16 protein-coding genes and 1 tRNA gene are annotated in these 24,430 nt (G+C 65.0%); 2 read left to right on the forward strand and 15 right to left on the reverse strand.

Features of this window, described 5'->3' with window-relative positions; translation table 11 throughout:
• Positions 1–11 precede the first annotated feature (11 nt).
• Positions 12–1,388 (reverse strand): signal recognition particle protein, encoded by a 1,377-nt coding sequence (gene ffh, locus SSKA14_RS18345; RefSeq protein WP_005408591.1) that lies wholly within the window; start codon positions 1,386–1,388, stop codon positions 12–14.
• 122 nt (positions 1,389–1,510) lie between these two features.
• Between ffh and ccsA the strand changes: the two genes are divergently transcribed.
• Positions 1,511–2,305: a cytochrome c biogenesis protein CcsA gene (ccsA, locus tag SSKA14_RS18350; RefSeq protein ID WP_008265949.1), complete on the forward strand. Its 795-nt coding sequence runs from the start codon at positions 1,511–1,513 to the stop codon at positions 2,303–2,305.
• 101 nt (positions 2,306–2,406) lie between these two features.
• Here ccsA and SSKA14_RS18355 read toward each other — a convergent pair whose 3' ends face one another.
• From SSKA14_RS18355 to radA, 4 genes are all read right to left on the reverse strand, one after another.
• Complete coding sequence (locus SSKA14_RS18355; RefSeq protein ID WP_040008497.1) at positions 2,407–2,871, reverse strand: hypothetical protein; 465 nt, start codon at positions 2,869–2,871, stop codon at positions 2,407–2,409.
• A gap of 92 nt (positions 2,872–2,963) precedes the next feature.
• Positions 2,964–5,270 carry a tetratricopeptide repeat protein gene (locus SSKA14_RS18360; protein WP_008264630.1) on the reverse strand — a complete coding sequence of 769 codons (2,307 nt, stop codon included), beginning with the start codon at positions 5,268–5,270 and terminating at the stop codon, positions 2,964–2,966.
• 48 nt (positions 5,271–5,318) lie between these two features.
• The gene (locus SSKA14_RS18365) at positions 5,319–7,175 is read right to left on the reverse strand and encodes an ATP-binding protein (RefSeq protein WP_008267744.1); all 1,857 of its coding nucleotides are present in this window, start codon (positions 7,173–7,175) and stop codon (positions 5,319–5,321) included.
• A 175-nt stretch (positions 7,176–7,350) separates the two neighbouring features.
• The gene (gene radA, locus SSKA14_RS18370) at positions 7,351–8,727 is read right to left on the reverse strand and encodes a DNA repair protein RadA (protein WP_006425111.1); all 1,377 of its coding nucleotides are present in this window, start codon (positions 8,725–8,727) and stop codon (positions 7,351–7,353) included.
• Positions 8,728–8,877: 150 nt separating this feature from the next.
• On the opposite strand from radA, the gene SSKA14_RS18375 reads away from it, so the two are divergent.
• On the forward strand, positions 8,878–10,938 hold the full coding sequence (locus SSKA14_RS18375) for a bifunctional diguanylate cyclase/phosphodiesterase (protein ID WP_008264960.1): 2,061 nt from the start codon (positions 8,878–8,880) through the stop codon (positions 10,936–10,938).
• 117 nt (positions 10,939–11,055) lie between these two features.
• Here the strand turns inward: SSKA14_RS18375 and cyoD are convergent, their stop codons facing one another.
• The 10 genes from cyoD to SSKA14_RS18425 all read right to left on the reverse strand — a co-directional run bounded on the left by cyoD (position 11,056) and on the right by SSKA14_RS18425 (position 24,386).
• A complete protein-coding gene (cyoD, locus tag SSKA14_RS18380) occupies positions 11,056–11,397 on the reverse strand; it encodes a cytochrome o ubiquinol oxidase subunit IV (protein ID WP_005408584.1) in 342 nt (113 codons plus the stop codon).
• Complete coding sequence (gene cyoC, locus SSKA14_RS18385; protein ID WP_006425005.1) at positions 11,397–12,035, reverse strand: cytochrome o ubiquinol oxidase subunit III; 639 nt, start codon at positions 12,033–12,035, stop codon at positions 11,397–11,399. Before cyoC ends, cyoD begins: the two co-directional genes overlap by 1 nt.
• Positions 12,032–14,029, reverse strand: a complete 1,998-nt coding sequence (gene cyoB, locus SSKA14_RS18390) for a cytochrome o ubiquinol oxidase subunit I (RefSeq protein WP_040008505.1) — start codon at positions 14,027–14,029, stop codon at positions 12,032–12,034. The genes cyoC and cyoB overlap by 4 nt, the downstream gene beginning before the upstream one ends.
• 2 nt (positions 14,030–14,031) lie before the next feature.
• A complete protein-coding gene (gene cyoA, locus SSKA14_RS18395; protein ID WP_008267587.1) occupies positions 14,032–15,072 on the reverse strand; it encodes a ubiquinol oxidase subunit II in 1,041 nt (346 codons plus the stop codon).
• Positions 15,073–15,388: 316 nt separating this feature from the next.
• Positions 15,389–15,745: a hypothetical protein gene (locus tag SSKA14_RS18400; protein WP_008267900.1), complete on the reverse strand. Its 357-nt coding sequence runs from the start codon at positions 15,743–15,745 to the stop codon at positions 15,389–15,391.
• Between the two features lie 1,255 nt (positions 15,746–17,000).
• Positions 17,001–17,768, reverse strand: coding sequence for a hypothetical protein (locus SSKA14_RS23080; RefSeq protein ID WP_008266470.1), 768 nt, complete (start codon positions 17,766–17,768; stop codon positions 17,001–17,003).
• 949 nt (positions 17,769–18,717) lie between these two features.
• A complete protein-coding gene (locus SSKA14_RS18410) occupies positions 18,718–19,944 on the reverse strand; it encodes a lysozyme inhibitor LprI family protein (protein ID WP_083797403.1) in 1,227 nt (408 codons plus the stop codon).
• Between the two features lie 340 nt (positions 19,945–20,284).
• Positions 20,285–20,360: transfer RNA gene (locus tag SSKA14_RS18415), tRNA-Thr, on the reverse strand.
• Between the two features lie 50 nt (positions 20,361–20,410).
• Positions 20,411–21,415 (reverse strand): 2-hydroxyacid dehydrogenase, encoded by a 1,005-nt coding sequence (locus tag SSKA14_RS18420; RefSeq protein WP_008265971.1) that lies wholly within the window; start codon positions 21,413–21,415, stop codon positions 20,411–20,413.
• A gap of 97 nt (positions 21,416–21,512) precedes the next feature.
• Positions 21,513–24,386, reverse strand: a complete 2,874-nt coding sequence (locus SSKA14_RS18425) for an autotransporter outer membrane beta-barrel domain-containing protein (protein WP_008266923.1) — start codon at positions 24,384–24,386, stop codon at positions 21,513–21,515.
• Positions 24,387–24,430 lie beyond the last annotated feature (44 nt).

Below are 24,430 nucleotides of genomic sequence, written 5' to 3' on the forward strand. Positions count from 1 at the left end.
CCTGATCCGGATCAACGGAACGGCATGCCGCGGCCGCCCATGGCCCCCATCATGCCCTTCATGCTGCGCAGCATGCCCTTCATGCCGCCGCCGGCCATCTTGCTCATCATTTTTTCCATCTGCATGTACTGCTTCATCAGCTTGTTGACGTCGGCCGGGGTCACGCCCGAGCCCTTGGCGATGCGCGCGCGGCGCGAGCCGTTGAGCAGGTTCGGGTTGCGCCGTTCCTTCTTGGTCATCGAGCTGATGATGGCGATCATGCGCGGCACTTCCTTGCCCTGGCTGACCTGCTGCTTCAGATGGTCGGGGATGTTGCCCAGGCCCGGCAGCTTGTCCATCAGGCCGCCGATGCCGCCCATGTTCTGCATCTGCTCCAGCTGGTCGCGCATGTCGTTCAGGTCGAACTTCTTGCCCTTGGCGACCTTCTCGGCCAGCTTGGCGGCCTTGTCCTTGTCGACCTGCTGCTCGACCTGCTCGACCAGCGACAGCACGTCGCCCATGTCGAGGATGCGGCTGGCGATACGGTCCGGGTGGAACACGTCCAGGCCTTCCGGCTTTTCGCTGACACCGACGAACTTGATCGGCTTGCCGGTGATGTAGCGCACGCTCAGCGCGGCACCGCCACGGGCGTCACCGTCGGTCTTGGTCAGCACCACGCCGGTCAGCGGCAGTGCATCGCCGAAGGCCTTGGCGGTGTTGGCCGCGTCCTGGCCGGTCATGGCGTCGACCACGAACAGGGTTTCGGCCGGGTTTACTGCCGCGTGCAGGGCCTTGATCTCGGCCATCATCGCTTCGTCGATGGCCAGGCGGCCGGCGGTATCGACCAGCAGCACGTCGACGAACGACTTGCGCGCATCATCGATGGCGGCGCGGACGATGGCTTCCGGCTTCTGGTCGGCGCTGGACGGGAAGAACAGCACGCCGACCTGCTCGGCCAGGGTCTTCAGCTGCTCGATCGCGGCCGGACGGTAGACGTCGGCCGACACCACCATCACCTTCTTCTTGCGCTTTTCCTTCAGGTGCTTGGCCAGCTTGCCCACGGTGGTGGTCTTGCCGGCGCCCTGCAGGCCCGCCATCAGGATGATGGCCGGGGCCGGAACATTGAGGTTCAGGTCGCTGGCTTCAGCACCCATCACCGCGGTCAGTTCGTCGCGCACGACCTTGATCAGGGCCTGGCCCGGGGTCAGCGACTTCAGCACTTCCTGGCCGACCGCGCGCACCTTGATGCGCTCGATCAGGGCCTGCACCACCGGCAGCGCAACGTCGGCTTCGAGCAGCGCGATGCGGACCTCGCGGGTCGCCTCGCGGATGTTCTCCTCGGTCAGGCGGCCACGGCCACGCAGGCGCTCGATGGTGCCGGAAAGGCGCTGGGTCAGGGACTCGAACATGCGGTACGACCTGTCTGAAAACGGGGGACAATAAGGCAGACAGTATAACGGGTCCGCCCCGCCTGCCGGGCTGCGACGCCGCGGCCGTCGCCACCACCGCGGGGGTATGCGAAACTGCAACGATGACAATCGTTCTCATCGCCGTCCTGCTCTACCTGGCCGCCAGTGCCCTGCTGGTGCGCGCGCTCGGCCGCGATGAAACCACCGGCTCCCCCACCTGGCTGTGGCCGGCCCTGCCGGCGATGCTGCTGCATGGTGGCTACCACGTGATGGTGGCGATGCGCACCAATGGCGGGCCGGACATGCACTTCTTCGCCGCGCTGTCGCTGGTGGGCCTGGGCATGGCCTGGCTGACCTCGCTGGTCGGCGCGCGCGGTCGGATGTCGGCGCTGGGCGTGGTCGTATTTCCGCTGGCCGCGGTGCTGCTGCTGGCCTACCACGGCTACGGCCACGAACCGAGCAGGGTGCTGGGCTGGCGCCTGGCCAGCCACGCTTGGCTGGCGCTGCTGGCCTACGCCACGCTGAGCATCGCCGCACTGCTGGCGATCATGCTGTGGCTGCAGGAGCGCGCGCTGTGCCGCCGCGAGTTCCGGCCGTGGTTGCGCGCACTGCCGCCGCTGGCCGACCTGGAATCGCTGCTGTTCCGGGTGATCACCGTCGGTTTCGCGCTGCTGACCCTGACCCTGGTCACCGGCGTGCTGTTCGTCGACGACCTGCTGGCGCAGAAGCTGGTGCACAAGACCGTGCTCAGCGTGCTGTCGTGGATCGTGTTCGGCGTGCTGCTGATCGGCCGCCGCCGCTATGGCTGGCGCGGCATGAAGGCGGTGCACTGGACGCTGGCGGCGATGCTATTGCTGTTGCTGGCGTTCTTCGGCAGCCAGTTCGTGATCGAACTGGTGTTCGGGCATTCGCGATAGCGGCGTGCCGACCCACGGTCGGCACCCACCCCAACATCGCATGGTAGTGCCGGCCGCTGGCCGGCAACTGGACAGCACCCTGCGTGGATGCCGTAGGCGGTTCAGGGCACCGGCTGGGCGAGGATCTTCCGCACCGACTGGCCGCGACGGGTCACGATGTCATCGACCTGCCAGCAGCCGTTGCCCTGCCGGACCATCGGTACGCGGGTCAGGCGCGCCTGCTTCCACACGGTGTAGCGCATCTCGACCACGCCGGCACTGGCCGAATCCTGCCGCCATTGGTAGTCCACCGCGCTGTCGATGTCACCGTCCTGGCCATCCAGCCAGGGGTCGGAATCGATCGTGCAGATGCCCTCCTCGCGCACCTGGCAGGCACGTTCGCCGCGCAGCGCCTTGCCGAATGCCGGGCTGACCAGCGCAGGCGGCGGCTCCAACAGATCCCCCTTGCCCGTCGTCGCCTCGTAGAACGCGCGCGCCACGGCCACCGGCGCCTGGCAGGCCGGCGCGGCCTGCACGGCAGGGGCCAGCAGCAGCCCGGCGATCATCCACATCCCTGTCTTTCGCATAGGTCTCTCCTTGGGGTAGTGCCGGCCGCTGGCCGGCAACACAGCATCGCATGGCGCTGCCGGCCGGCGGCCGGCACCACCCGACGCCGGGCTTACAACCCGTAGCGCTCGATCACATCCAGATGCGGCTGGCGGTCCTGGTCGCAGGCTTCGGCCAGGCGCAGCCAGCAGTGCGGATGTGGCCACGTCGCGGTCTGCTGCTGCAGGAAGCGATGCAGCGCCAGCGGCGCATGGTCCTGCGGCTGGGCCACGGTGAACAGCACGCCCGGCAGGGTGCCCTCGTCCGCGTCCGGATCGGTCACGGTGTAGTCCGGGCGGCTGTGCGACCAGACCTGCCAACCCTGCGCTTCGGCGCCCTCAACAAAGGCGTTCCAGGCATCTTCGCCCGGGTGCGCGCCATCGATCAGCCAGCTGCGGGCGAAGCCGCCGCGCTCCAGCACATGCACCTGCGCGTAGGTCGGGATGAAGTGCTCGCGCGCTTCCTCCTCTTCCGGTGCCGGATGCACCAGCGCAGCATCGAACACCACCCAGTCGCCGACCTGCTGGGCGCGGTTGGCCGGTGCGTTCTCTACGATGCGCGCGGTGACCGGGCCGCTGCGGCGTGCGTAGTACTCCATCGGCTCGCCATGCTCTTCGCTGCGGATGATCACCCAACCCCACGGCTCCTCGACCACGCCGTCCTGGCTGGACAGCTCCATGCCGATCGCCGCCGCCGAGCGGCGCACTGCGTCCCAGTCGCGTGCCGCGCTGGCGGCGCTCATGTGATCCCAGTGCGCGGCGTTCGGTTCTTCCAGCAGCTCCACCAGCTGCGCATAGCAGGCCTGTGCTTCGCTGAAGCGGCCGGTCTCCATGTACATCCGCGCCAGCGTACCGCGCGCACCGTGCGAACCCGGCGAGGCCGCCAGCAGGGCCAACGCGGCCTGCTCCAGCGCCGGCCAGTCGGACACGCGGCGGGCACGTTGCACCTCGCACCAGTGCGCGAACACCGGCACGCTGCCGCGATAGACGTCGGCCAGGCAACGCAGGCCATCGTCGTCGCCCTGCTCGGTCAGCCAGCGCATCAGGGTGTAGGCCACCGGGCCGTCTTCCTGCGCGTGCGCCTGCACGAACTGCCACAGCAGCGCGCGCGCCTCGGCCTGCGCACCGCAGGCAGCCAGCGCGGAGGCGGCCGTCTCGGCCAGCGCTTCGTCATCGGGCAATTGCGCCTGCGCCTGCAGCAGCCATTGCGCCTCGCGTTCGGGGTCACGCGACTGGTTCTGCTCGCCCTGCTCGCTCAGCCACGCCAGCAGGTCGCCCGCGGGAACCGGCAGCGGCGCCACCTCCGGCAACGCCTCGATGCGCGCGGCCAGGCCAGCCACCAGCGCCGCCGCACCGCGGTCCTGGCGCAACTGCGCCAGATGAGTGCGGGCCAGTGCCAGCTGGCGCTGCGCGACCCAGCGCGCACCGCGCTGCAGTGCCAGCTCCAGGCTCAGCGCAGCCACTTCGATCAGCAGGCGGTGAGAACCCACCTGGGCGAAGTGCTCAATGATGGTGGAGTAGCGCGTGCCCAGATCCCAGGTGTTGCGTGCCGGATCGCGCTGGCACAGCACGGCGGCGGTGTTCGCCCACAACCGCCAGTAGGTCGGGGTCAGTTCACTCCAGGGCACCAGCTCCTGCAGCGCCTCTTCATCGCGTCCCAGCTGGGCCAGCGCCCAGGCCTTGGACAGGCGGCGCGGCACCGTGCAGTTGGCCGGCTCGTACTCACCGGACGCGGCCACTTCGGCCTCGCGCTTTTCGATCAGCACCAGCGCCTCCTCGGCGCGCCCCATGCCCAGCAGGATCTTGATCTGCATCTCCGGGAAGCTGTCGAACACTTCCTTGCCACAGGCCTCGATCGCATCGGACTGCACCTGCAGGTAGTCGAGCGCATCCTGGCCCCGGCCATCATCGAGCAGCGCATCGGCCTTCTCGCAGCTCAGGCACTGGAAGCAGGCCCAGCCGGGATTGATGCGCGCCAGCGTCTCATCGCACACCTCGATGCGCTCGGGCACCCAGCCCGGGCCATCGATGTTGCCGTAGCAGGCGGCCAGGTCCTGGGTCACGCAGATCGACTGCGGGCACTCCAGCGTGTCCTCGCGGTGCGCCCGCTCGAACAGCGCCACCGCTTCGCCCAGCGCGCTCTCGCCCTCGACACGATTGCCGACACGGTTGCGCAGCGCCCAATGGCCGACGTAGACGTCGACCCACGGGTTGTCCAGCGCCTTGCCCAGCGCGCGCGCCTCGGGCAGCAGCGCGTCGACGCGGTCGACACGCAGTTCACTCACCTCGTCGGCGAGGCGGTTCAGCAGGTGCGCGTTCTGCGCCTGGCCGGCCTGGCGCAGGTCGCCCTGCAGTTTTTCGACCCAGTTCCAGATGTCCATGGGGTAAGTGCTCCTGTCTAGCGAAGGCTGGATGAGAGGGGGCGGTGCTCAGCGCAGCATCTGCTGCAGGGCACCGGCAATATCAGAGAATGCGCCGTTGAGATCCGGGCCCGGCGTAGCGGTCGCGCGGGCCAACGGACGGCCCTGCGCGGCAACGATGATCTTCAGCGAGCGCAGCAGGCGCGCCGCAGCTTCGGCCTGCGGATGGCCCTCGCGCTGCGCGCGCAGCAGCGCCTGCACCGCCGGATTGTCGAGATTGAGATACAGCCGCGACGGCGCGCGCGATTCGATGCGCGCGGTGAACTGCCGCGCCAGGCGCAGCGCCGCCATCGACACACGCTTGTCGTTCTCGTCGTCTTCCAGCCGCTGCTTCAGCTCGGCCTCGCGGTCGGGCACCACCACCACCGGCAGCGCCTCCGGGCTGAAGCGCGCCGGCAGCAGCTGCTCACCGTCGCCCAACTGCTCACGCAACCATGCCAACTGTGCTTCGTCGAGGCTGTCGTCGCTGCGGAACAACGCGCGGTTGCCCTGCTCGGTGCCGAGTTCGACCAGGCGCAGTCCCTTGGCCTGGGCCCAGCGTCGCAGGAACGGCACCACCGCATAGCGATGGCCATGCGCGACCGGCACGCCCATCGCGCGGAACAGCATTTCCTCGAAGCCGCCACCGTTGTCGAGGATCACGTGCACGGCACCGCGCGCCGGCAATGCACTGGCCGGCAGGTCACCCTGCGAGGTCGGCACGCGCACGTGTTCCAGCAGCAGGTCGAACAGGCGGTCATCACACAGTGCCGCGCCCAGCAGCGCCTCGTTGTGACGGGTCAGTACGCGCCGCCACGCTTCCGGCTGCTGCAGGGCGACGTCGGCCAGGCCGTCGATCAGCGCTTCCAGCAGCGCGTGCTGCACGGCGCGGTACTGGTCATCGCGTTGCAGGTCTTCGCGGCTGGCGGTGGGCGTGAGGCGGGACGATTCGATCACCCCGCCGATGAACCCGGCCCACGGCGGCAGCAGGTCGCGCGCATCGTCGTCCAGCAGCATGCCGCGCACGAACACCGACAGGTTGCGGTTGTCGCTGGTGCCATAGGTGGCACCGTCCTGCACCCACAGCAGGCCGGTGGCATCACTGCCGCCATCGGCACGCAGCGGCACGGTCACGATCGGTTCGAAATCGTGCTCGAAGCGCGCAGCAAACTGCAGCGCCTGCCGGCGCGCCTGCACCGGATGCAGCGCGACATCATGCTGGCCACGCCACGGCGGCGGCTCAGGGTTGAGCGCCTCGGCTGCGGCGCCGATGAAGATCGGCTCGGACAGCAGCGCGCAGTAGCGGCCCAGCACCTCGTGCAGGCGCGCCTCGTTGGCCAGCGGCAGGAAATCCGGATGCAGCTCCAGCTCCACCTCGGTGCCGACCGCACGTGCCGGCACTTCGCTGACGGTGTACTGCTCGGCGTTGCTGGACACGTACAGATGGCCCAGCTCGGGCGTCTGGTAGGAGGTGGTGCGCACGCTGACGCGGCGCGCCAGCACGAACGCCGACAGGAAGCCCAGGCCGAACATGCCGATCAGGCCATCGTCGTCCTCGCTGCCCTGGCGCAGGCCTCGGGTGTAACCGACGCCGACAGTGGCGAGGTAGTCATGGATTTCCTGGCGGGTCAGGCCGGCGCCGGTATCGGTGATGCGCAGCATGCCGGCACCGGCATCGACCTGCACCGCGATGCGCGAGGGCACATCGACGCCGGGCTGCTCGATGCGGCGACGGATGATCGAGTCGTGCGCGTTCTGCACCAGCTCGCGCAGCGCCACCATCGGGGTGGAATACAGGTGCTTGCCCAGCACCGTCATCAGTCCATTGAGATCGACCCCGGCGCGACGGATTTCGGCGTTGGGGGCGGTGAGCGCGGTGTCCTGCATGTAATCGTTTACTCCTGGGCACGGAAAGGCGCCAGAGGGCGCCTTCGACGAGCGGGAAAAACTAGCACAGCAAGCCTGACCGGTGCCGTGTCGACTGCCTCATCCACGTAGCGTCGAGCTTGCTCGACTGCTGTTCTGCCAGCAGTCGAGCAAGCTCGACTCTACGTAACCTGCATCACGCCGCGTCGATGGCCTCGGACAACCGCTCCACCGCGATCACTTCCATGCCCTTCACCGATCCGCCCTTGGGCGCGTTGGCCTTGGGCACGATGGCGCGCTTGAACCCATGGGTGGCGGCCTCGCGCAGGCGGTCTTCGCCATTGGGCACCGGACGGATCTCGCCGGACAGGCCGACCTCGCCAAAGGCAATCGTCTTCTCCGCCAGCGGCCGGTCCTGCAACGAGGACAGCACCGCCAGCAGCACCGGCAGGTCGGCGGCGGTTTCCTGCACGCGGATGCCACCGACCACATTGACGAACACGTCCTGGTCGCCGACCAGCACGCCGCCGTGACGGTGCAGCACCGCCAGCAGCATGGCCAGGCGGTTCTGCTCCAGGCCAACGGCGACACGGCGCGGATTCGACAGCGGCGATGCATCGACCAGCGCCTGCACCTCCACCAGCAGCGGCCGGGTACCCTCGCGGGTGACCATCACGCAGCTGCCCGGCTGGTGGGTACTGCCCCCGGACAGGAAGATCGCCGACGGATTGGAGACCTCCTTCAGGCCCTTGTCGCCCATCGCGAACACGCCCAGCTCGTTGACCGCACCGAAGCGGTTCTTGAACGCGCGCAACAGGCGGAAGCGGCTGCCGCTCTCACCCTCGAAGTACAGCACCGCATCGACCATGTGCTCCAGCACGCGCGGGCCGGCGATGCCGCCCTCCTTGGTCACGTGGCCGACCAGGAACACGGCGGTGCCGGTCTCCTTGGCGAAGCGCACCAGCCGCGCCGCGCTCTCGCGCACCTGGCTGACCGAGCCGGGCGCGGCGGTCAGGCTTTCGGTCCACAGGGTCTGCACCGAATCGGCCACGATCAGCCGCGGGCCGGCCCTGGACGCATGCTGCAGGATCGATTCAACCCCGGTCTCGGCCAGCGCATTCACACCGTCCAAGGGCAGCTCCAGCCGGTGCGCACGGCCGGCCACCTGGGCCAGAGATTCCTCGCCGGTGACATACAGCACCGGCAGCTCAGCCGCCATCTTGGCCACCGCCTGCAGCAGCAGGGTCGACTTGCCGATGCCCGGATCGCCACCGACCAGCACCACTGCACCCTCGACCAGGCCGCCGCCCAGCACGCGGTCGAACTCGCCGATGCCGGTGGAGACCCGGCGGTGCTCGGTCTGCTCGACGTCCTTCAACGCGGTGATCTTCGGCGGATCGATCTTGCCGGCCCAGCCGGCCCGGCGCGAGGCCGGCGCCTTGGCCGCCGCCGCGCTCTCCAGCACGATCTCCGACAGCGAGTTCCAGGCATTGCACTCGGTGCACTGGCCCTGCCACTTGCTGTATTCGGCGCCGCATTCATTGCAGACGTAGGCGGTGCGGGCTTTTGCCATCGGATGATTTCCAGCAACGGGAACAGGCGTGGCAGGATAGCCGAGCCGGGTCGCAGGTGCTGCGACCGCTCAAGTCCCGCCCACCCGCGCCGATAGGGGTCGCGGGCGTGCGCCTTGCGGGCGCCCCTCCCTTCTCCCACTGGATTCAACATGACTGGCAGTTACAGTCAGAGCCTGGTTGCCATCTCGCTGCTGGTGGCCATTCTTGCTTCGTACACCGCGCTGGACATGGCCGGCCGCCTGGCCACCGCCGAAGGCCGCGTGGCCCGCTGGTGGCTGGCCGGGGGCGCGGCAGCGATGGGCCTGGGCATCTGGTCGATGCACTTCATCGGCATGCTCGCCTTCGACCTGCCGATTCCGGTGGGCTACGACCTCGGCATCACCCTGTACTCGCTGGCGGTCTCCATGGGTGCCTCGGCCTATGCGCTGTGGCTGGTGTCGCGGCCGAGCCTGCCGTGGCGACGGCTGCTGGCCGGCGCGGTGCTGATGGGGCTGGGCATCGCCACCATGCACTACCTCGGCATGGCGGCGATGCGCATGCAGCCGGGCATCGATTACCACCCGGGCTGGTTCGCCGCATCGATCGCGGTGGCCATCGGTGCCGCCGGCGCCGCGCTGTGGATCGCCTTCCGCCTGCGTGCCGAGCAGCACAACACCCTGCGCCTGCGCGCCCTGGCCTCGCTGGTGATGGGCCTGGCCATCGTCGGCATGCATTACACCGGCATGGCCGCGGCGCGCTTCCCCGAAGGCAGCATCTGCGGCGCGGTCGGCAGCGGCGCCATCGACACCCGCTGGCTGGCGGTGCTGGTGATCGTCACCACCGTGGCCACGCTGGGCATCGCGCTGGTTGCCTCGCTGTTCGACCGGCAGATGCGCGTGCGCACCGGGCTGCTGGCCGATTCGCTGGCGCGCGCCAACAACAAGCTGATCCAGGCCGCGCTGCATGACCCGCTCACCCAGCTGCCCAACCGCATGCTGCTGCAGGACCGCATCGAACAGGCCATCGAGAAGGCGCGCCGCCGCGGCCATACCGTGGCGGTGATGTTCTGCGACCTGGACGGTTTCAAGGCGGTCAACGATGCCTACGGCCACCAGCTGGGCGACCGCCTGCTGGTGGCGGTGGCGCAGCGCATCGGCGGCCTGCTGCGGCCGCAGGATACCTTCGCCCGCCTCGGCGGCGACGAGTTCGTGATCGTGCTGGCCATCGACATTCCCGACGATGCGGTGGTGGTGGCCGAGCGCATCATCGCCGCGGCCGGCGAGCCGTTCACGCTGGATGCGGCCGAACTGCAGGTCAGTGCCAGCCTCGGCATCGCGCTGTACCCGGACGATGCCGGCAACGAGCGCGAACTGATGGCGCACGCCGATGCGGCGATGTACCACACCAAGGAAACCGGCCGGAACGGCTACACCTTCTTCACCCCGTCGATGCAGCTGAGCGCCAACCGCCAGCTGCGCCTGCTGCAGGACCTGCGCAAGGCCATCGCCCGCGACGAACTGATCCTGCATTACCAGCCCAAGTTCCCGGCCGCGGGCGCACCGGCCACCGGCGCCGAGGCGCTGCTGCGCTGGCAACACCCGGAGCTGGGCCTGCTGGCCCCGGATGTGTTCATCCCCATCGCCGAGCGCAGCGGCCTGATCCTGCCGATTGGCGACTGGGTGCTGGACCGTGCGTGTGCGCAGCTGCGTGCGTGGCACGACGCGGGGCACAGCGAATGGTCGATGGCGGTGAACCTGTCGCCGTTGCAGTTCGCCTCGCCGGCATTGCTGGACAGCGTGCGCGAGGTGCTGCAGCGGCACCGGATCGAACCGGCACGACTGACCCTGGAGATCACCGAGACCACGGCGATGAAGGATGTCGATGCCAGCCTGGCGATCCTCAACGACCTGACCGCGATGGGCGTGCACATTGCCATCGACGATTTCGGCACCGGCTATTCCAGCCTGCTGTACCTCAAGCGCATGCCGGCCACCGAACTGAAGATCGACCGCGCCTTCGTGCACGACCTGGAATGCAATGACGAGGACGCCGCCATCGTCTCGTCGATCATCGCGCTGGGCCGCACCCTGCAGCTGCAGGTGGTGGCCGAAGGCGTGGAGACGCAGGCGCAGCGCGAGTACCTGAGCGAACTGGGCTGCGACCAGTTGCAGGGTTATCACCTGGGGCGGCCGATGGAGGCCGAGGAGTTCCTGCGCAAGGTGGCGGGGTAGAGCCGGCCGCTGGCCGGCTTCCCGCGATTGCCGGCCAGCGGCCGGCACTACCGGACAACGGAAAAACAAAAAGGCCGCCCGGGGGCGGCCTTTCTGCGTGGCAACGTCGCGAGGACGTCAGTGCATCATGTGCACGTTCATGTTGTGCATGACCCACAGGGTACCGACCACGATGATGCCGATCACCACCACGGTGAAGGCCGCAGCGTTGACGTTCCAGCGGCTTTCCGAAGAGCGGTCCAGGTGCAGGAAGAACACCAGGTGGACCAGCATCTGCAGTACCGCGGTGATCGCGATCACCACACCGTTGACGGTGCGCGAGAAATCACCCGACATCACCATCCAGAACGGGATGACGGTCAGCACCACCGCCAGCACGAAGCCGATCAGGTACGACTTCACGGTGCCATGGCTTTCGCCGCCGGTGCCGTGGTCGTGTGCATGGTTGTCATGTGCCATTACAGCGCTCCATTGAGGTAGACGACGGAGAACACGCCGATCCAGATCAGGTCCAGGAAGTGCCAGAACAGGCTCAGGCACGCCATGCGGGTCTTGTTGGTCGGGGTCAGGCCGTACTTCTTCAGCTGCACGAACATCACCAGCAGCCACAGCAGGCCGGCGCTGACGTGCAGGCCGTGGGTACCGACCAGGGCGAAGAACGCCGACAGGAAGGCACTGCGGTCCGGACCGTAGCCCTGGTGGATCAGGTGCTGGAACTCCCACACTTCCATGCACATGAAGCCGAAGCCCAGCAGCCAGGTGATGGCCAGCCACAGGTACATCTGGCCCATCTGCTTGCGGTGCATGGCGATCATGCCCAGGCCGAAGGTCAGCGACGAGGTCAGCAGCAGCGCGGTTTCCCACGCCACGAACGGCAGCTCGAACAGGTCCTTCGCGCCGGGGCCGCCATCGGTACCGCCGGACAGCACCACATAGGTGGCAAACAGCGAGGCGAAGATGAGGCAGTCGCTCATCAGGTACACCCAGAAACCGAAGACGGTGTTGCCGCCGGTGTCGTGGTGCTCGTGGTCGTCATGGCCATGGGCCGCCGCATGCGCGGCGTGCCCGTGGCTCAGGGTCGAGGTATTGGTGCTCATGCCTTCAGCTCCGACTTCACCAGGCCCTGGTTTTCCAGGTGCTTGCGGTGTTCGTTCTCGATGCGTTCCACCTCGGCGGCCGGGACCCAGTAGTCCACGTCCTGGTCGAAGGTGCGGTAGATGAACGTGGCGATCATGCCGACGAAGCCAACGATGGCCAGCCACCAGATGTGCCAGATCATCGCGAAGCCGAACACCAGGCTGAAGGCACCGATGACCACGCCCGTGCCGGTGTTGCGCGGCATGTGGATGTCGGTGTACTTGGCCGGCTTCGGCCAGGCTTCACCACGCTGCTTGCGCTCCCAGAAATCGTCCAGCTCGGTGACTTCCGGCAGCGTGCCGAAGTTGTAGAAGGCCGGCGGCGAAGAGGTTTCCCACTCCAGCGTACGGGCATCCCACGGGTCGCCGGTCAGGTCGGCAGTCTTCTTGCGGTCGCGGATCGACACGGCCACCTGGATGATCTGGCACAGGATGCCGGCGCCGACGATGAAGGCACCTGCAGCGGCCACCAGCAGCAGCGGCTCGTAGGCCGGGTTGACGGTGCTCTGCAGACGACGGGTCATGCCCATGAAGCCCAGCACGTACATCGGCATGAAGGTCACATAGAAGCCGATGAACCAGCACCAGAACGCGCACTTGCCCCAGAACTCATTGAGGCGGAAGCCGAACATCTTCGGCCACCAGTAGGTGATGCCGGCGAACATGCCGAACACCACGCCGCCGATGATGACGTTGTGGAAGTGGGCGATCAGGAACAGGCTGTTGTGCAGCACGAAGTCGATGGCCGGGATCGCCAGCATCACGCCGGTCATGCCGCCGATGGTGAAGGTGACCATGAAGCCGATGGTCCACAGCACGGGCGTGGTGAACTGCACGCGACCGCGGAACATGGTGAACAGCCAGTTGAAGATCTTCACGCCGGTCGGGATCGAGATGATCATCGTCGTGATGCCGAAGAAGGCATTGACGTTGGCACCCGAGCCCATGGTGAAGAAGTGGTGCAGCCACACGATGAACGACAGCACGCCGATGCAGGCGGTGGCGTAGACCATGCCCTTGTAGCCGAACAGCGCCTTGCGCGAGAAGGTCGCGATGACTTCGGAGAACACACCGAACGCCGGCAGGACCAGGATGTACACCTCCGGGTGGCCCCAGATCCAGATCAGGTTGATGTACAGCATGGCGTTGCCGCCACCGTCATTGGTGAAGAAGTGCGTACCCAGGTAACGGTCCAGGGTCAGCAGCACCAGGGTGATGGTCAGCACCGGGAAGGCAGCGACGATCAGCACGTTGGTCACCAGGGCGGTCCAGGTGAACACCGGCATCTGCATCAGCTTCATGCTGGGGGTACGCATCTTCAGGATGGTGATGAAGAAGTTGATACCGCTCAGCGTGGTACCCAGGCCTGCGACCTGTAGACCCCAGATGTAGTAGTCCATGCCGACGCTTGGACTGTATTCGATGCCCGACAACGGCGGGAACGCCAGCCAGCCGGTGGCGGCGAATTCACCGATCCAAAGCGACAGCATGATCAGCACCGCGCCGGACACGAACAGCCAGAAGCTGAGCGAGTTGACGAACGGGAACGCGACGTCGCGCGCACCGATCTGCAGCGGCACGGCCAGGTTCATCAGGCCGGTGATCAGCGGCATCGCCACGAAGAAGATCATGATCACGCCGTGGGCGGTGAAGATCTGGTCGTAGTGGTGCGGCGGCAGGTAACCCTCGGACCCGCCGACGGCGAGCGCCTGCTGGGTACGCATCATGATGGCGTCGGAGAAACCGCGCAGCAGCATGACGAAGGCGACGATGAGGTACATCACGCCGATCTTCTTGTGGTCCACCGAAGTGAACCACTCCTTCCACAGATAACCCCACAGCTTGAACTTGGTGATCAGGGCCATGACGCCCAGGCCACCCAGCACCGCGCCGACCAGGGTGGTCAGCACGATCGGATCGTGGGGGATCGACTCAATAGAGAGTTTTCCCAACATGTTCATTCTCCCGAACCCGCGTGGCCGGCATGGCCTGCGTGTTCGTGTTCGTTGGCATCCAGGTTTTCACCCGATTCCTTGGAATCATGCGCGTCACTGGGGGCGTGGCCCTCGTGCGCTTCATGGCTGGCGGCATCGGCAGCGGCGGCACCGGCGTGTTCGTGCTTCATGCCGTAGTGCTTGTTGTCGCCCATGTGCTTGGCGATGACCCAGTTGAACAGGCCTTCTTCGGTCTTGCCGAAGTAGGTGACCGGGTACCACTCGGCGTTGCGTGCTTCACCCAGGGCCTTGAACGAGGCCTTGTCCAGGGTCTGCTCGCCGGCACGGACCTGGTCCAGCCACTGGCGGTATTCGGCATCGGTGACCGAGTAGGCGGTGAAGTGCATCTTGGCGAAGCCCGCGCCGCTGTAGTGCGAGGACATGCCCGGGAATTCACCGGTCTCGTTGGCAATCAGATGGAGCTTGGTCTCCATCGCAGCCATCGAGTAGATCATGCTGCCCAGGTGCGGGATGAAGAAGGCATTCATCACCGTGTCGGACGTGATCTTGAAGTTCAGCGGCGTGTTGACCGGGAACTTGATTTCGTTGACGACCGCCACCTTCTCTTCCGGATAGATGAACAGCCACTTCCAGTCCAGCGAGATCGCCTCGATGGTGACCGGCTTGACGTCCGATTCCAGCGGCTTGTACGGGTCAAGCGCGTGCGACGAACGCCAGGTCAGGACCGCCAGCACCAGCACGATCATGCAGGGAATGGACCACACCACCACCTCGATCGCCGTCGAGTGGGACCACTTCGGCTCGTAACGGGCCTTGGTGTTGGAGGCGCGATACTTCCACGCGAAGGTCAGGGTCATGATGATGACCGGGATGACGACCAGCAGCATGAGCACGGTAGCCGTGATCAGCAGGGTCTTCTCATCCTGGCCGATCTGGCCCTTCGGACTGAGGATGGCCACGGCATCGCAGCCGGTGAGCATCACCAGCAACGACAGCAGCAGGCCCGGGCGCAACCAGCGCCCAAGGGTTTTCAACGGAATCATCGGTCGATCCAATTGCGAGGGAATGCCGTTCCCCGTCCTGCCTGTTCCGGCCAAAGCCGGTCCCACCGGTCCGGGGACAGGCAGGGAGGTGGGGTCGAGTCAGCCCTACAATTTTAGGCCGTCACCCACCATTTAAGAAAGGCATTGACAATGATCGAGCGCAGGAAAGGCGCCGATCTGGCTGCGACACGTTGTCGCACCGCGCACCCGCGGGCTGTCCCAGCAGCGCGGGCACGCAGCGTAGCATCGGGCCCGGCCCCGCCAAAGCCACCGGACCGGCAAAGCCTACTGAACGTGTTCAGCCATGCGCGGCAGGTCAGGACGGCCGTACTTCCCTGCACACCAGTTCAGCCAGCTCACGGCATGCGAAGAACAGCCCCTCGACGACGCCCTCATCCAGATGGCGGTCGGGCGTGGCCATGGATTCGCAGCGACTGGCCGCATGCAGCATTTCCACCGCCGTCAGCATGCCCACCGCCGCACGGTCGATCCTGGCCAGGGACTGACGGCGGCCGTCTGACAGGTTCTCTTCTGGCCACAGCATGCCATCGGACCCTTCGCCATCGCGGATGCGCTTGAGGCAGCCCTGGAAGGTGCTGAGGTCAAAAGCGGGGTTGTCGTCGTCGTTGGTGGGTTCATCGACGGGGAATGGCGGAATCTTGCGAGTGGTCATGGCGTCGGCTTCCGTGGCTGTACTTAACACTGCCACCGCGCGGAAGCGGGGTGGCGGACGGTGCGGGTTGCAAACCGGGCATAGCTAAACCGGCGGGTCCGGAGACCCCCACGCACCGCCCGCCATATAGGCCGACGGATTGCCAGCCGGCACCGCTTTTGGGCGGTGCCGGCTGGCAAGCGTTTACAGCTATGGTCGGGTTTGCACGCCCGGCCACCCTTTTTCGGTGGCGCGCCATGTTGTTTACGCCTGCACCTTCGATTCAATGAGAAAAATCCGAAAGGTTCGGATGCATCGGAAGGAGCGGTACGAATTGTTGCATGCCCAGTAGATGGCGAGGGCGACACGAGAAGACGCGAGCCCGCTGATGCCTAGGTGGCGACGACATGCGGTGCCGTAAAAAGCGCAGTAACGAGAGAGGCGCGTGACGCTTCTCGCTTACCAGTAGTTGTATGAAGCGCAGCAACTGAATGCATGGAGCACCGAGTGCTTGGTGCAACTTGACCCGATGGGCCGATTTGACGTGCAGGATGCGACAGATGGCCGGCTTCGGCTTTGCCAGCCGTAGGATGGCTCTACTGGAAGACCGGCACTGGTTACGGGAGTCGAGCCTTCGACCTACGTGCCAGTAATGCGCCGGGGATACAGGGACACAGCACCGGCTCTATCTCGCCCAGCCCCTACTCCAGACGTCCCTCATCCAACTTCTCCATCGCAGCCAAGGCGATCGCTTCGTACTCGTTATCCTGCTATTGGTGCGACGACAGCGCGAGGAACCCCAGCAAGTCGGATCGGGCAGTCGATCCTGCGCGTACAACCAATGGACCAGGCGCATGTGCAACGAGAGATTGGAGCCAGAAAGAAAATGACTGCGTACGACCCACGGGAGACACCGATCAGGGCTTCGGTATCGACACTGGCTAGATAAGCGGTGACGCCTACATCAATCGCCGTAGGAGCCGCGATTTCTCCCGACCAGTAGGCACCCCTCTGAGCAGGGTGATTTCGTTGCCGGCAGGGAGCACTCCCAATTCATGCAGATGCGCGACAAAGGCGCACTCGTCAACCCCCATTGACACCCACCTCCGATGCCAAACCGCCGAAAAGACATAATTCGGCCTGGATCACTGGTGTCCGCATCATATCTCGACAATTGAATTCAGATGTTCAAAGCGACATTCCACGCAAGCCGGCCAGGGCTGCCAAGGCCCTCGGAAATACGAAGTCGGCCAACATAAATCCGCCAGCAAAAAAGCTACAAGGACTCGGCCACTATCCACCCTTCGTGGGTAAGCTCGTACGTCAATTCTCCGAGCTGTTTGACGAGACCCCACTTGAGCAGCGATTCCAGTGCGCTTTCGTACCGCAAGAACTCACGCGTCCCCTTCATTCCAAAGGCTACCCCTCCGGCTTGCAGCCTACGTCCACCAATGTACTCAACACGCATGATGCTTCCGGAACCATCTTTAGTTGCCTGCTTCAGAAGATCAAGTTCCGTGGACGACAGCCGGTCCGACCAAAGCTCACCTTCATCCCTCCTCGACTCGAAATCACGCTTCTGGCGCAGGGCCTCTAATTGGGCCTCAGCTCGCTCCTTAACCTCCGCATCGCTGATCTTCTGGACCTCCACGTCGCGCATTGCCCGCTCGATGATTTCCGCCTCCTGCGTCGCCAGCAGGGCCGACCGGGATTGCTCCAGCTCAGTTTTTCTGACGGTTCGCCGATGCTCGGACTCAATCTGAAGATCGTCTATGTGCTCGAACGGCTTCTTCGCTAACCAAGCAAAGAGAAATCTGGTCCATGGTGTAGCTGCAGTAGCGACGACGCCCGCAGCCAATGGCCAAACGAACAGAGTCCAGGGGCTCGTCGCTGCGTCAAATGCAGCGAGCCGGACCAAGGGCGCCCCCTCTGTCGTTGCCAGCAGGAACATGCCTCGCCAGTTGATGGCGATGAACGCCAATACGGCGTAACCAAACCAGGGCGCTTTAATCCGAGCGCTCATTGCATCAAGAATGTCGTTCATTTGGCCCCCTCCGGCGGTGCCGGTACCGGAAGGGACAGTACCGTAGGGCGCAAGACGACGCCACGCCCCTAGCGCCTTCAGAGCCACCTGAAGCGGCTTCGAGGGGATCTGTCCTTTTTGGTCAGTAGGCCAGCTACCAAAGCGACCGCGCCACTCTACTCCTAGTCTCTAAGAATGACTCCCGGCCTCCCCGTTGGGTCCGAGGCTACTCCTACCGATACCCTGCCAACTAGCGTGAGTTGGATGACAGGAACGCGACCATAGGACCGATCCAGTGCCACGCCAACGTGACGCGCTTTAGCCGCAGGAGCGCGGAGCCTCTTCCAGCTTGCCGCCCCCCCGCCCACACGGAGCCGCGTGCAATTCGGCCAGCTCTTCGGCCGGAGCATCTTGAATCGAGGTGGTTACAGGTGCGCTACGTCTTGCCAAACGGCCGCCCTCCCGCCAATAATTGAACTAGGGTTTACCCCTCGAGCTTGGGTCCAACGGCAATCCATAAGCCTGCGGAAGTCCAGTCTCACTTCGGGTTGGAGCTTTCCCTGATGGGCGACGTTAACGTCATAACTGAGGAGAAAACTATGGCCACGAAAACCGTTGAAACGCGTAAATCAGCAGCTTTATTCGCAGAATCGCACGCCATTTCGGTCAAGAAAAATACCATTAGTGGAAAGATTCGAGTCTCGCTGACGACTGCGTTTTGGTCTGTTTGGTGCGGAGCATGTCTACTGCGGAGCCCAGGCTGGGAAACGCTCCAACCCGAATAGAAGACTGGATGTACGCGACCGCTTAGGAATGTCACCAAGAGATAGACTGGAAGGTTCGAGTCCTTCCCTCCGCACCAATCTTTAGACCTGTCGGTTTGGATCATCCCAATCAACGGGTCTTTCTCCGCGCGTGAATTCGAAACTTGCGGCAACACCCTAGTCGCTGCAACTGCAATGCCGCATTGCTATCTAATGTACCAGTTGAAGCTCGGAGGCTCGTCTGCGGCTGCAGAGATAGCCATCCAGTTGACCAGTACTTCATCAGGGTTGGTGACCAAGCGCCCAGAATCCGCATCCCACTCGAAGCGAACATCCTGAAGATCTCCGGCACCACTAAAGATGGAAAGTGCGCCAAAGTAGTGATAGTCCCAAGCACCGGCTGGGCCAGTTCTTACCCTGATGCACAACTCCTGCGTCCGCGCGCTCCAGCCGTGCTCAAGTTTGGCTTCAGAATCCATACGAATGACGTCACCAACCGTAAGCTGCCCTAATGGCCTTTCCAGGCCAACCCCCGGATAGTTATGGCCATTGCAGAGCGCAACGACGACGGAATCCACCGACCAGTCGTTGTTGAAACCTACCTCAACCTGAGTCTCCTCGTATCTGTACATCCATCGACTACCGTATGAGTAAGTCGGTGTACCTAGCAAATCTCGAACTCGATCCATCGGGACATTCAATTCAAGATGCTGCAGAAGATTTCTGGGAGTCGTCACCCTGCGGGCGTCCAACTCAGAACCATCGGGACCAGTAGTGTCACCCTTCAGTGCTGCTATCCTTTCGCGCGTCATTGCTTCGAACTTTGCGTTAACCATTAGGGGAAGAATAGACCCTCCCTCCCACGCACTCGCTTCACGATCAGCTTCAACCTTTCTAAACGCGAGCCAGTACCCTTGAGCCCGCTGCAACAATGCAGCCCCCTGTGGGTGAAGCTTCTGCATCAACTCCAACACCAAGGCCGTCAGCTCCCGGTCGGCCTCCTGAGCCTTTTCCGCTGACAGGATGTTCATTTCGGCTTGCGTGAGATTCCGTTCTTCTGCACTTAGAGCTGCGCTCAAAGAGTTGGAACGGGCGTAATCAATCTCCTCAACGTCAGCAACTAGGCGCTGCGCAACTTCACTGTACTGGTGCGCAATATTAATTGCACTTGCCGCCCCCTTACCAAGGACCTGACTACGAAGGGCATTCAAGTCAGCTATCGTCACGCTGTTCTCGCGAAGCTTCTTCTGAAGATCAGCGAGCTGGCTATAAGATTGAATTTGCTCATCGCTGGGCTTCCCTTCAACGCGTCTTTTAAGCAAATATTCCAAGAATCGGAATATTCCATATCCCAGTGGCAAGAAGACAGGCCACCAGGCACTGGATGTGATGCCGTCAAACCAAGCTGATATGAGTTCGCGTTGTCCGGACATTTCATGCTCAAATGGTTTGCGGCATCCAGATCTCAGTGTATATCGAGCTGAGCTTTGGTTTGAGTTGCCCAGCCAAAGAGAGCCCAAAGGCTTCCTCGCCACTGAAAGACGCAAGCTCTACCCGAGCAAGTACCCGTTCCCGACGGGAACCGCGTAAGTTGGAACTAAGCCGACTGTTCTCAACAAGTGCGCGTGTCACAAAAGGACACGAGCGCGTTTCTACGCGTCTACAGGCGAATGTGCCTCGCCCCGTGTCAGTCCCCCTCCCTCTCCAATCAACGAGTTCCAACACTCGCACAAACAAAAAGCCCCGGCCAAGGCCGGGGCTTTTCATTACAACTGGTGCCGGAAACAGGAGTCGAACCTGCGACCTACGCATTACGAATGCGCCGCTCTACCAACTGAGCTATTCCGGCGGAGCCCGCGATTTTACGGGCTGGGCGCCCCGGCGGTCAATCCACCCGGCTCAGCCCGCCTCTACCCGGTTGGCGCAGGGCCGGCCGGCGGCGAAATCGGCCAGGTTGCCCAGCGTGATCGCCGAGATCTCCTGCAGCGCCTCCACGGTGAAGAAGCCCTGGTGGCCGGTCACCAGCACGTTGGGGAAGGTCATCAGGCGCTGGAAGGCTTCGTCGTCGATGATCTCGCCGTACAGGTCCTGGAAGAACAGCGCGCTTTCCTGTTCGTAGACGTCGATGGCCAGATGGCCGAGCCGGCGCGACTTCAGCGCGCGGATCACCGCATGGGTATCGACCAGCGCGCCGCGTGAGGTGTTGACCAGCATCGCGCCGGGCTTCATCCGCGCCAGCGAGGCGTCGTTGATCAGGTGCTGGGTGTCGGGTGTCAGCGGGCAATGCAGCGAGACGATGTCGGCGTGCGCCAGCAGTTCGTCCAACGCCACCATATCTCCCACCCCGGCAAAGGCCGCCGACGGATACGGGTCGTGCCCCAGCACGGTGCAGCCCATGCCCTTGAAGATGCGCGCGGTGGCCAGCCCGATCTTGCCGGTGCCAACGATGCCGACGGTGCGGCCATGCAGGGTGCGGCCAAGCAGGCCATCGAGCATGAAGTTGCCTTCGCGCACCCGGTTGTAGGCGCGGTGGGTCTGCCGGTTGAGGGTCATCACCAGCGCCAGCGCATGCTCGGCCACCGCTTCAGGCGAATAGGCCGGCACCCGCGCGACGAACAGGCCCAGTGCCTTCGCCGCAGCAAGATCCACGTTGTTGAAGCCCGCGCAGCGCAGCAGCACCGCACGCACACCGAGCGAATGCAGGGCGTGCAGCACTGGCGCGTCAAGCCGGTCATTGACGAATACGCAGACGGCGGCGCAATCCTGTGCCAGCGCGGCGGTATGCACATCCAGCGCGGCATCGAAGTAGACGAACGCGTAGCCCTGCCCGTCCGCATCACGCTGGTTGGCTTCGTCCAGGAAGCGGCGGTCGTAGGGGCGTGCGCTGAAGACGGCGATCTGCATGGAAGGACCTGGGTGGGATGCCCTGCCGACCATACCGCAGCCACGCGCCTGTGGGGATGGCAAAGGCGATGCAGGCATCGCCGGTGCCCCGTGCCGCTTAGAACCGGTAGCCCAGCCCCAGCATCACGCCGTTCTGGATCTGCCCGTCGCGGCGCTCGCCCACGTAGTCGGCCATGATCGAAAGGCGCTCGCTGGCGCGGCTGGTCACGCCCAGGTTCCAGGCCAGCACCTGCTCACCGACGGCTTGGCTGCTGGCGCCGAACACCAGGTCCGGGGCGGCGGCGAAGCCGGTGCTGTAGCGGGCCTGCGAATCGCCCAGTTCCTTCTGCCAGACCACGCGGGCGCGCGGGGTGATGCGCTCGCCGTTGTTGCCTTCGAAGGTTTTGAACAGCTGCAGGCCGGCGCCAACGCGGATGCTCTCCAGGCTGCCGCTGCGGCCAACCAGTGCGCCCGCGCCCTGCCCTTCATTGAAGCGCGTGGCCGAGGTGCGCGCGTAGTCCACCACCGGCAGCAACGGCTGGATCACCAGCCCCTTACCGGTGGTGAACGAGAACGCGTGCTCGACACGTGCGGAGATTGCATCGTTGTTGTACTTGGCGCGCAGTGGCTGCTGCAGGCCATCGATGCCACTGATGCTGCGGCGGGTGTCGTGGCGCAGGTCGGTATAGCGCACCGCCGCCGACAGGTAGCCGCGCGAATAGGTTGCATCCAGATAGCCGCCCACATCCAGCGCGCGCACGTCACCGCTGAAGTCGGAGCCGTCGCGGCCCTTGGTCGACATGTCGGCCGCCGCCACGCTGACGCCGAGGGTGACGCGGTCATCGGCCACGCGGGTATCGGCCCCCACCACGATGCCACCGATGTTGTGGCTGAGACCGGCCACGCCACCCTCCGCATCGATGCGGCCATGGCTGGCGAAACCGCGCGCCCACAGGCCACGGCTGCGCCCGGTCTCGCTGCCGCTACCCGCACCGCCGGCGGTCGGCTCGACCAGATGCATCGCCAGCTGGTTGAACAGGCTGCCGTGGCGCATGCCCGGCTGTGCCGACACCGACTGCGCGGCCTGCGAGGCCAGGCCATCGGCATCACCACCACTGCGCATCGCGGCCTGGTGCTGCTGCACCACGTTGCCGATGCTGCCCACCAGCGCGTTGTCGGCCAGCCGCAGGCTGGCATGCGCATCACCGCGCAGGGCACCGGCCTGCTGCGCGATCACATCACGGTCGGCGAACTGCAGCGCGCCCAGCAGCGATTTCAGGTTGCCGTCCTGGCGGGCGGAGGCGGTCGCCAGCGCGCGGCCCAGCCCGTCGCCGGAGGTAGCGTTGGCGAACAGGCCCAGCTGATCGAAGCCTGGGTTTGCCGTCAGCCACAGGCCGTCCGCGGTCTGCTTGACGTTGAAGCTCAGCAGCGAGTTGTGGCGCGGGCGGAACACATCGCCCGCGGTGATGCTGGCGCTGTAGCCGGTGTCGCCCAGGCGCACGACATCCTCGAAGCCGCCCTGATAGATCGGGCCCTGTACCAGGTCACGGCGGAAGTCCTGGCCGTAGTAGCCCTGCGCCACATTCAATTCGAGGAAGGCGCCCTTGGAGATCACCAGCGCGCCGTCGGTCGGTTCGTCATCGAAGAACGTGCCCACGCGCAGTCGGCCCGTGGCGGCGCCGCCATTCTCGGTGACGTCGAACAGCAGCTTGCCGCCCGGCATGATGTTGACGTAGCCGTGAGTGACCAGATCACCGCCGCGCGGCATCAGCGTGCCAAACACGCGCAGGCGGTTGAAGCCATCCTCGCGCCAGGAGGGGCCGGAACCGCTGCCCAGTGCATCAAGATCCATCGCGGTGCCGGCCACGTCGCCATGGCCGACCAGCATGCCCGCGCCCAGCACGCGCACTTCCGACGCCCGCAGCGCGCCGCCTTCCAGTGCGATGGTGCCGTTGTCGACCAGCATGAAGTCGGCGCCGGTGGTGGCGGCGGTGCGCCAGGTGGCACCGTTGCTCACGCGGATCACGCCCATGGCGTTGTCGAGCGTGGATACGTCCAGGTCAGCCAGGCGCAGCTTGGACAGCAGCAGCGCCTGGATGCCCGGATCGTTGAGGTAGTCCTGCACCGAATCCGGGCCGATGCCCTGCGGGCCACGGCTTGAGGCGTTGTAGATGCTCTGCGCCAGGTTGATGTAGCTGGACTGCCAGTTGGTGTTCCAGCGCGCGAAATCGTCGTCGACGAAAGTCTGCAGCTGGCGCCCGGTGCGCAGGTAGCCTGGGTTGATGTCGCCGCTTACGTTCGCGCTCACGTTCAACGTGTCGCCAGGATCGCGATAGCCGTTCGCGGTGATGATGTTGTTGCTATGGATGTCCTGGCCCGGGAACGACTCCAGCTTGCTGCCACTGCCATCCGGGTCGAAGGTGACCGAGGTGCCAGTGGTGCGCGCCGGATCGCGGAACACCAGCAGGCCGTTGGGCTGCACGACCTCGTACATGGCCTTGTGCAGCAGGCCCGCATCCATGCCGCCGCCGTAGTTGCCGGTGTAGATCTGGGTCATGCGCGGCGACGGCGTATAGATCACCTTGCCGCCGCTGCTGGCCGCGTGGATCTGCACCGAATCGACGATCGGCAGGTCGCCGGCCAGATAGCGCTCGACGCCACCGGACTGCATGATCGAGCACGACGAGATGCAGTGGCCGGACACGATGGTGTTCAGGCCGGAGGTGCGGATCACGCCCTGCAGCCACTCGCCCGCAATCAGCGCGCCGCCGTTGGAGGTGCGCAGCACCACTTCGCGGATCGGCCTGCCCTCGGCCTGCGCCTTGGCCAGCAACGCCGGCAACGACACCACGTCGGCGTAGGTCACCCCGCCACTGAGGAAGATGCGATCGCCCTGCACGTGATAACTCATTGCCATGACGTCATCAGCCGCCGCGAGGGCGCCGACGCCGATCAGCCCGGCCAGGGCCAGGCTCAACTTCGAATGCTTCATACGTTCTCTCTCCACCCGCAACACGCGGGTAAGGGGTCAAACGT

Origin of the sequence: Stenotrophomonas sp. SKA14 (assembly GCF_000158575.1) — a bacterium.
Taxonomy (GTDB): Bacteria; Pseudomonadota; Gammaproteobacteria; order Xanthomonadales; family Xanthomonadaceae; genus Stenotrophomonas; species Stenotrophomonas forensis.

What these genes read in the sequence shown, in the direction of transcription:
- ffh (WP_005408591.1), bottom strand. Translation starts at nt 1,388, where the DNA reads ATGTTCGAGTCCCTGACCCAGCGCCTTTCCGGCACCATCGAGCGCCTG.
- ccsA (WP_008265949.1), top strand. Translation starts at nt 1,511, where the DNA reads ATGACAATCGTTCTCATCGCCGTCCTGCTCTACCTGGCCGCCAGTGCC.
- SSKA14_RS18355 (WP_040008497.1), bottom strand. Translation starts at nt 2,871, where the DNA reads ATGCGAAAGACAGGGATGTGGATGATCGCCGGGCTGCTGCTGGCCCCT.
- SSKA14_RS18360 (WP_008264630.1), bottom strand. Translation starts at nt 5,270, where the DNA reads ATGGACATCTGGAACTGGGTCGAAAAACTGCAGGGCGACCTGCGCCAG.
- SSKA14_RS18365 (WP_008267744.1), bottom strand. Translation starts at nt 7,175, where the DNA reads ATGCAGGACACCGCGCTCACCGCCCCCAACGCCGAAATCCGTCGCGCC.
- radA (WP_006425111.1), bottom strand. Translation starts at nt 8,727, where the DNA reads ATGGCAAAAGCCCGCACCGCCTACGTCTGCAATGAATGCGGCGCCGAA.
- SSKA14_RS18375 (WP_008264960.1), top strand. Translation starts at nt 8,878, where the DNA reads ATGACTGGCAGTTACAGTCAGAGCCTGGTTGCCATCTCGCTGCTGGTG.
- cyoD (WP_005408584.1), bottom strand. Translation starts at nt 11,397, where the DNA reads ATGGCACATGACAACCATGCACACGACCACGGCACCGGCGGCGAAAGC.
- cyoC (WP_006425005.1), bottom strand. Translation starts at nt 12,035, where the DNA reads ATGAGCACCAATACCTCGACCCTGAGCCACGGGCACGCCGCGCATGCG.
- cyoB (WP_040008505.1), bottom strand. Translation starts at nt 14,029, where the DNA reads ATGTTGGGAAAACTCTCTATTGAGTCGATCCCCCACGATCCGATCGTG.
- cyoA (WP_008267587.1), bottom strand. Translation starts at nt 15,072, where the DNA reads ATGATTCCGTTGAAAACCCTTGGGCGCTGGTTGCGCCCGGGCCTGCTG.
- SSKA14_RS18400 (WP_008267900.1), bottom strand. Translation starts at nt 15,745, where the DNA reads ATGACCACTCGCAAGATTCCGCCATTCCCCGTCGATGAACCCACCAAC.
- SSKA14_RS23080 (WP_008266470.1), bottom strand. Translation starts at nt 17,768, where the DNA reads ATGAACGACATTCTTGATGCAATGAGCGCTCGGATTAAAGCGCCCTGG.
- SSKA14_RS18410 (WP_083797403.1), bottom strand. Translation starts at nt 19,944, where the DNA reads ATGTCCGGACAACGCGAACTCATATCAGCTTGGTTTGACGGCATCACA.
- SSKA14_RS18420 (WP_008265971.1), bottom strand. Translation starts at nt 21,415, where the DNA reads ATGCAGATCGCCGTCTTCAGCGCACGCCCCTACGACCGCCGCTTCCTG.
- SSKA14_RS18425 (WP_008266923.1), bottom strand. Translation starts at nt 24,386, where the DNA reads ATGAAGCATTCGAAGTTGAGCCTGGCCCTGGCCGGGCTGATCGGCGTC.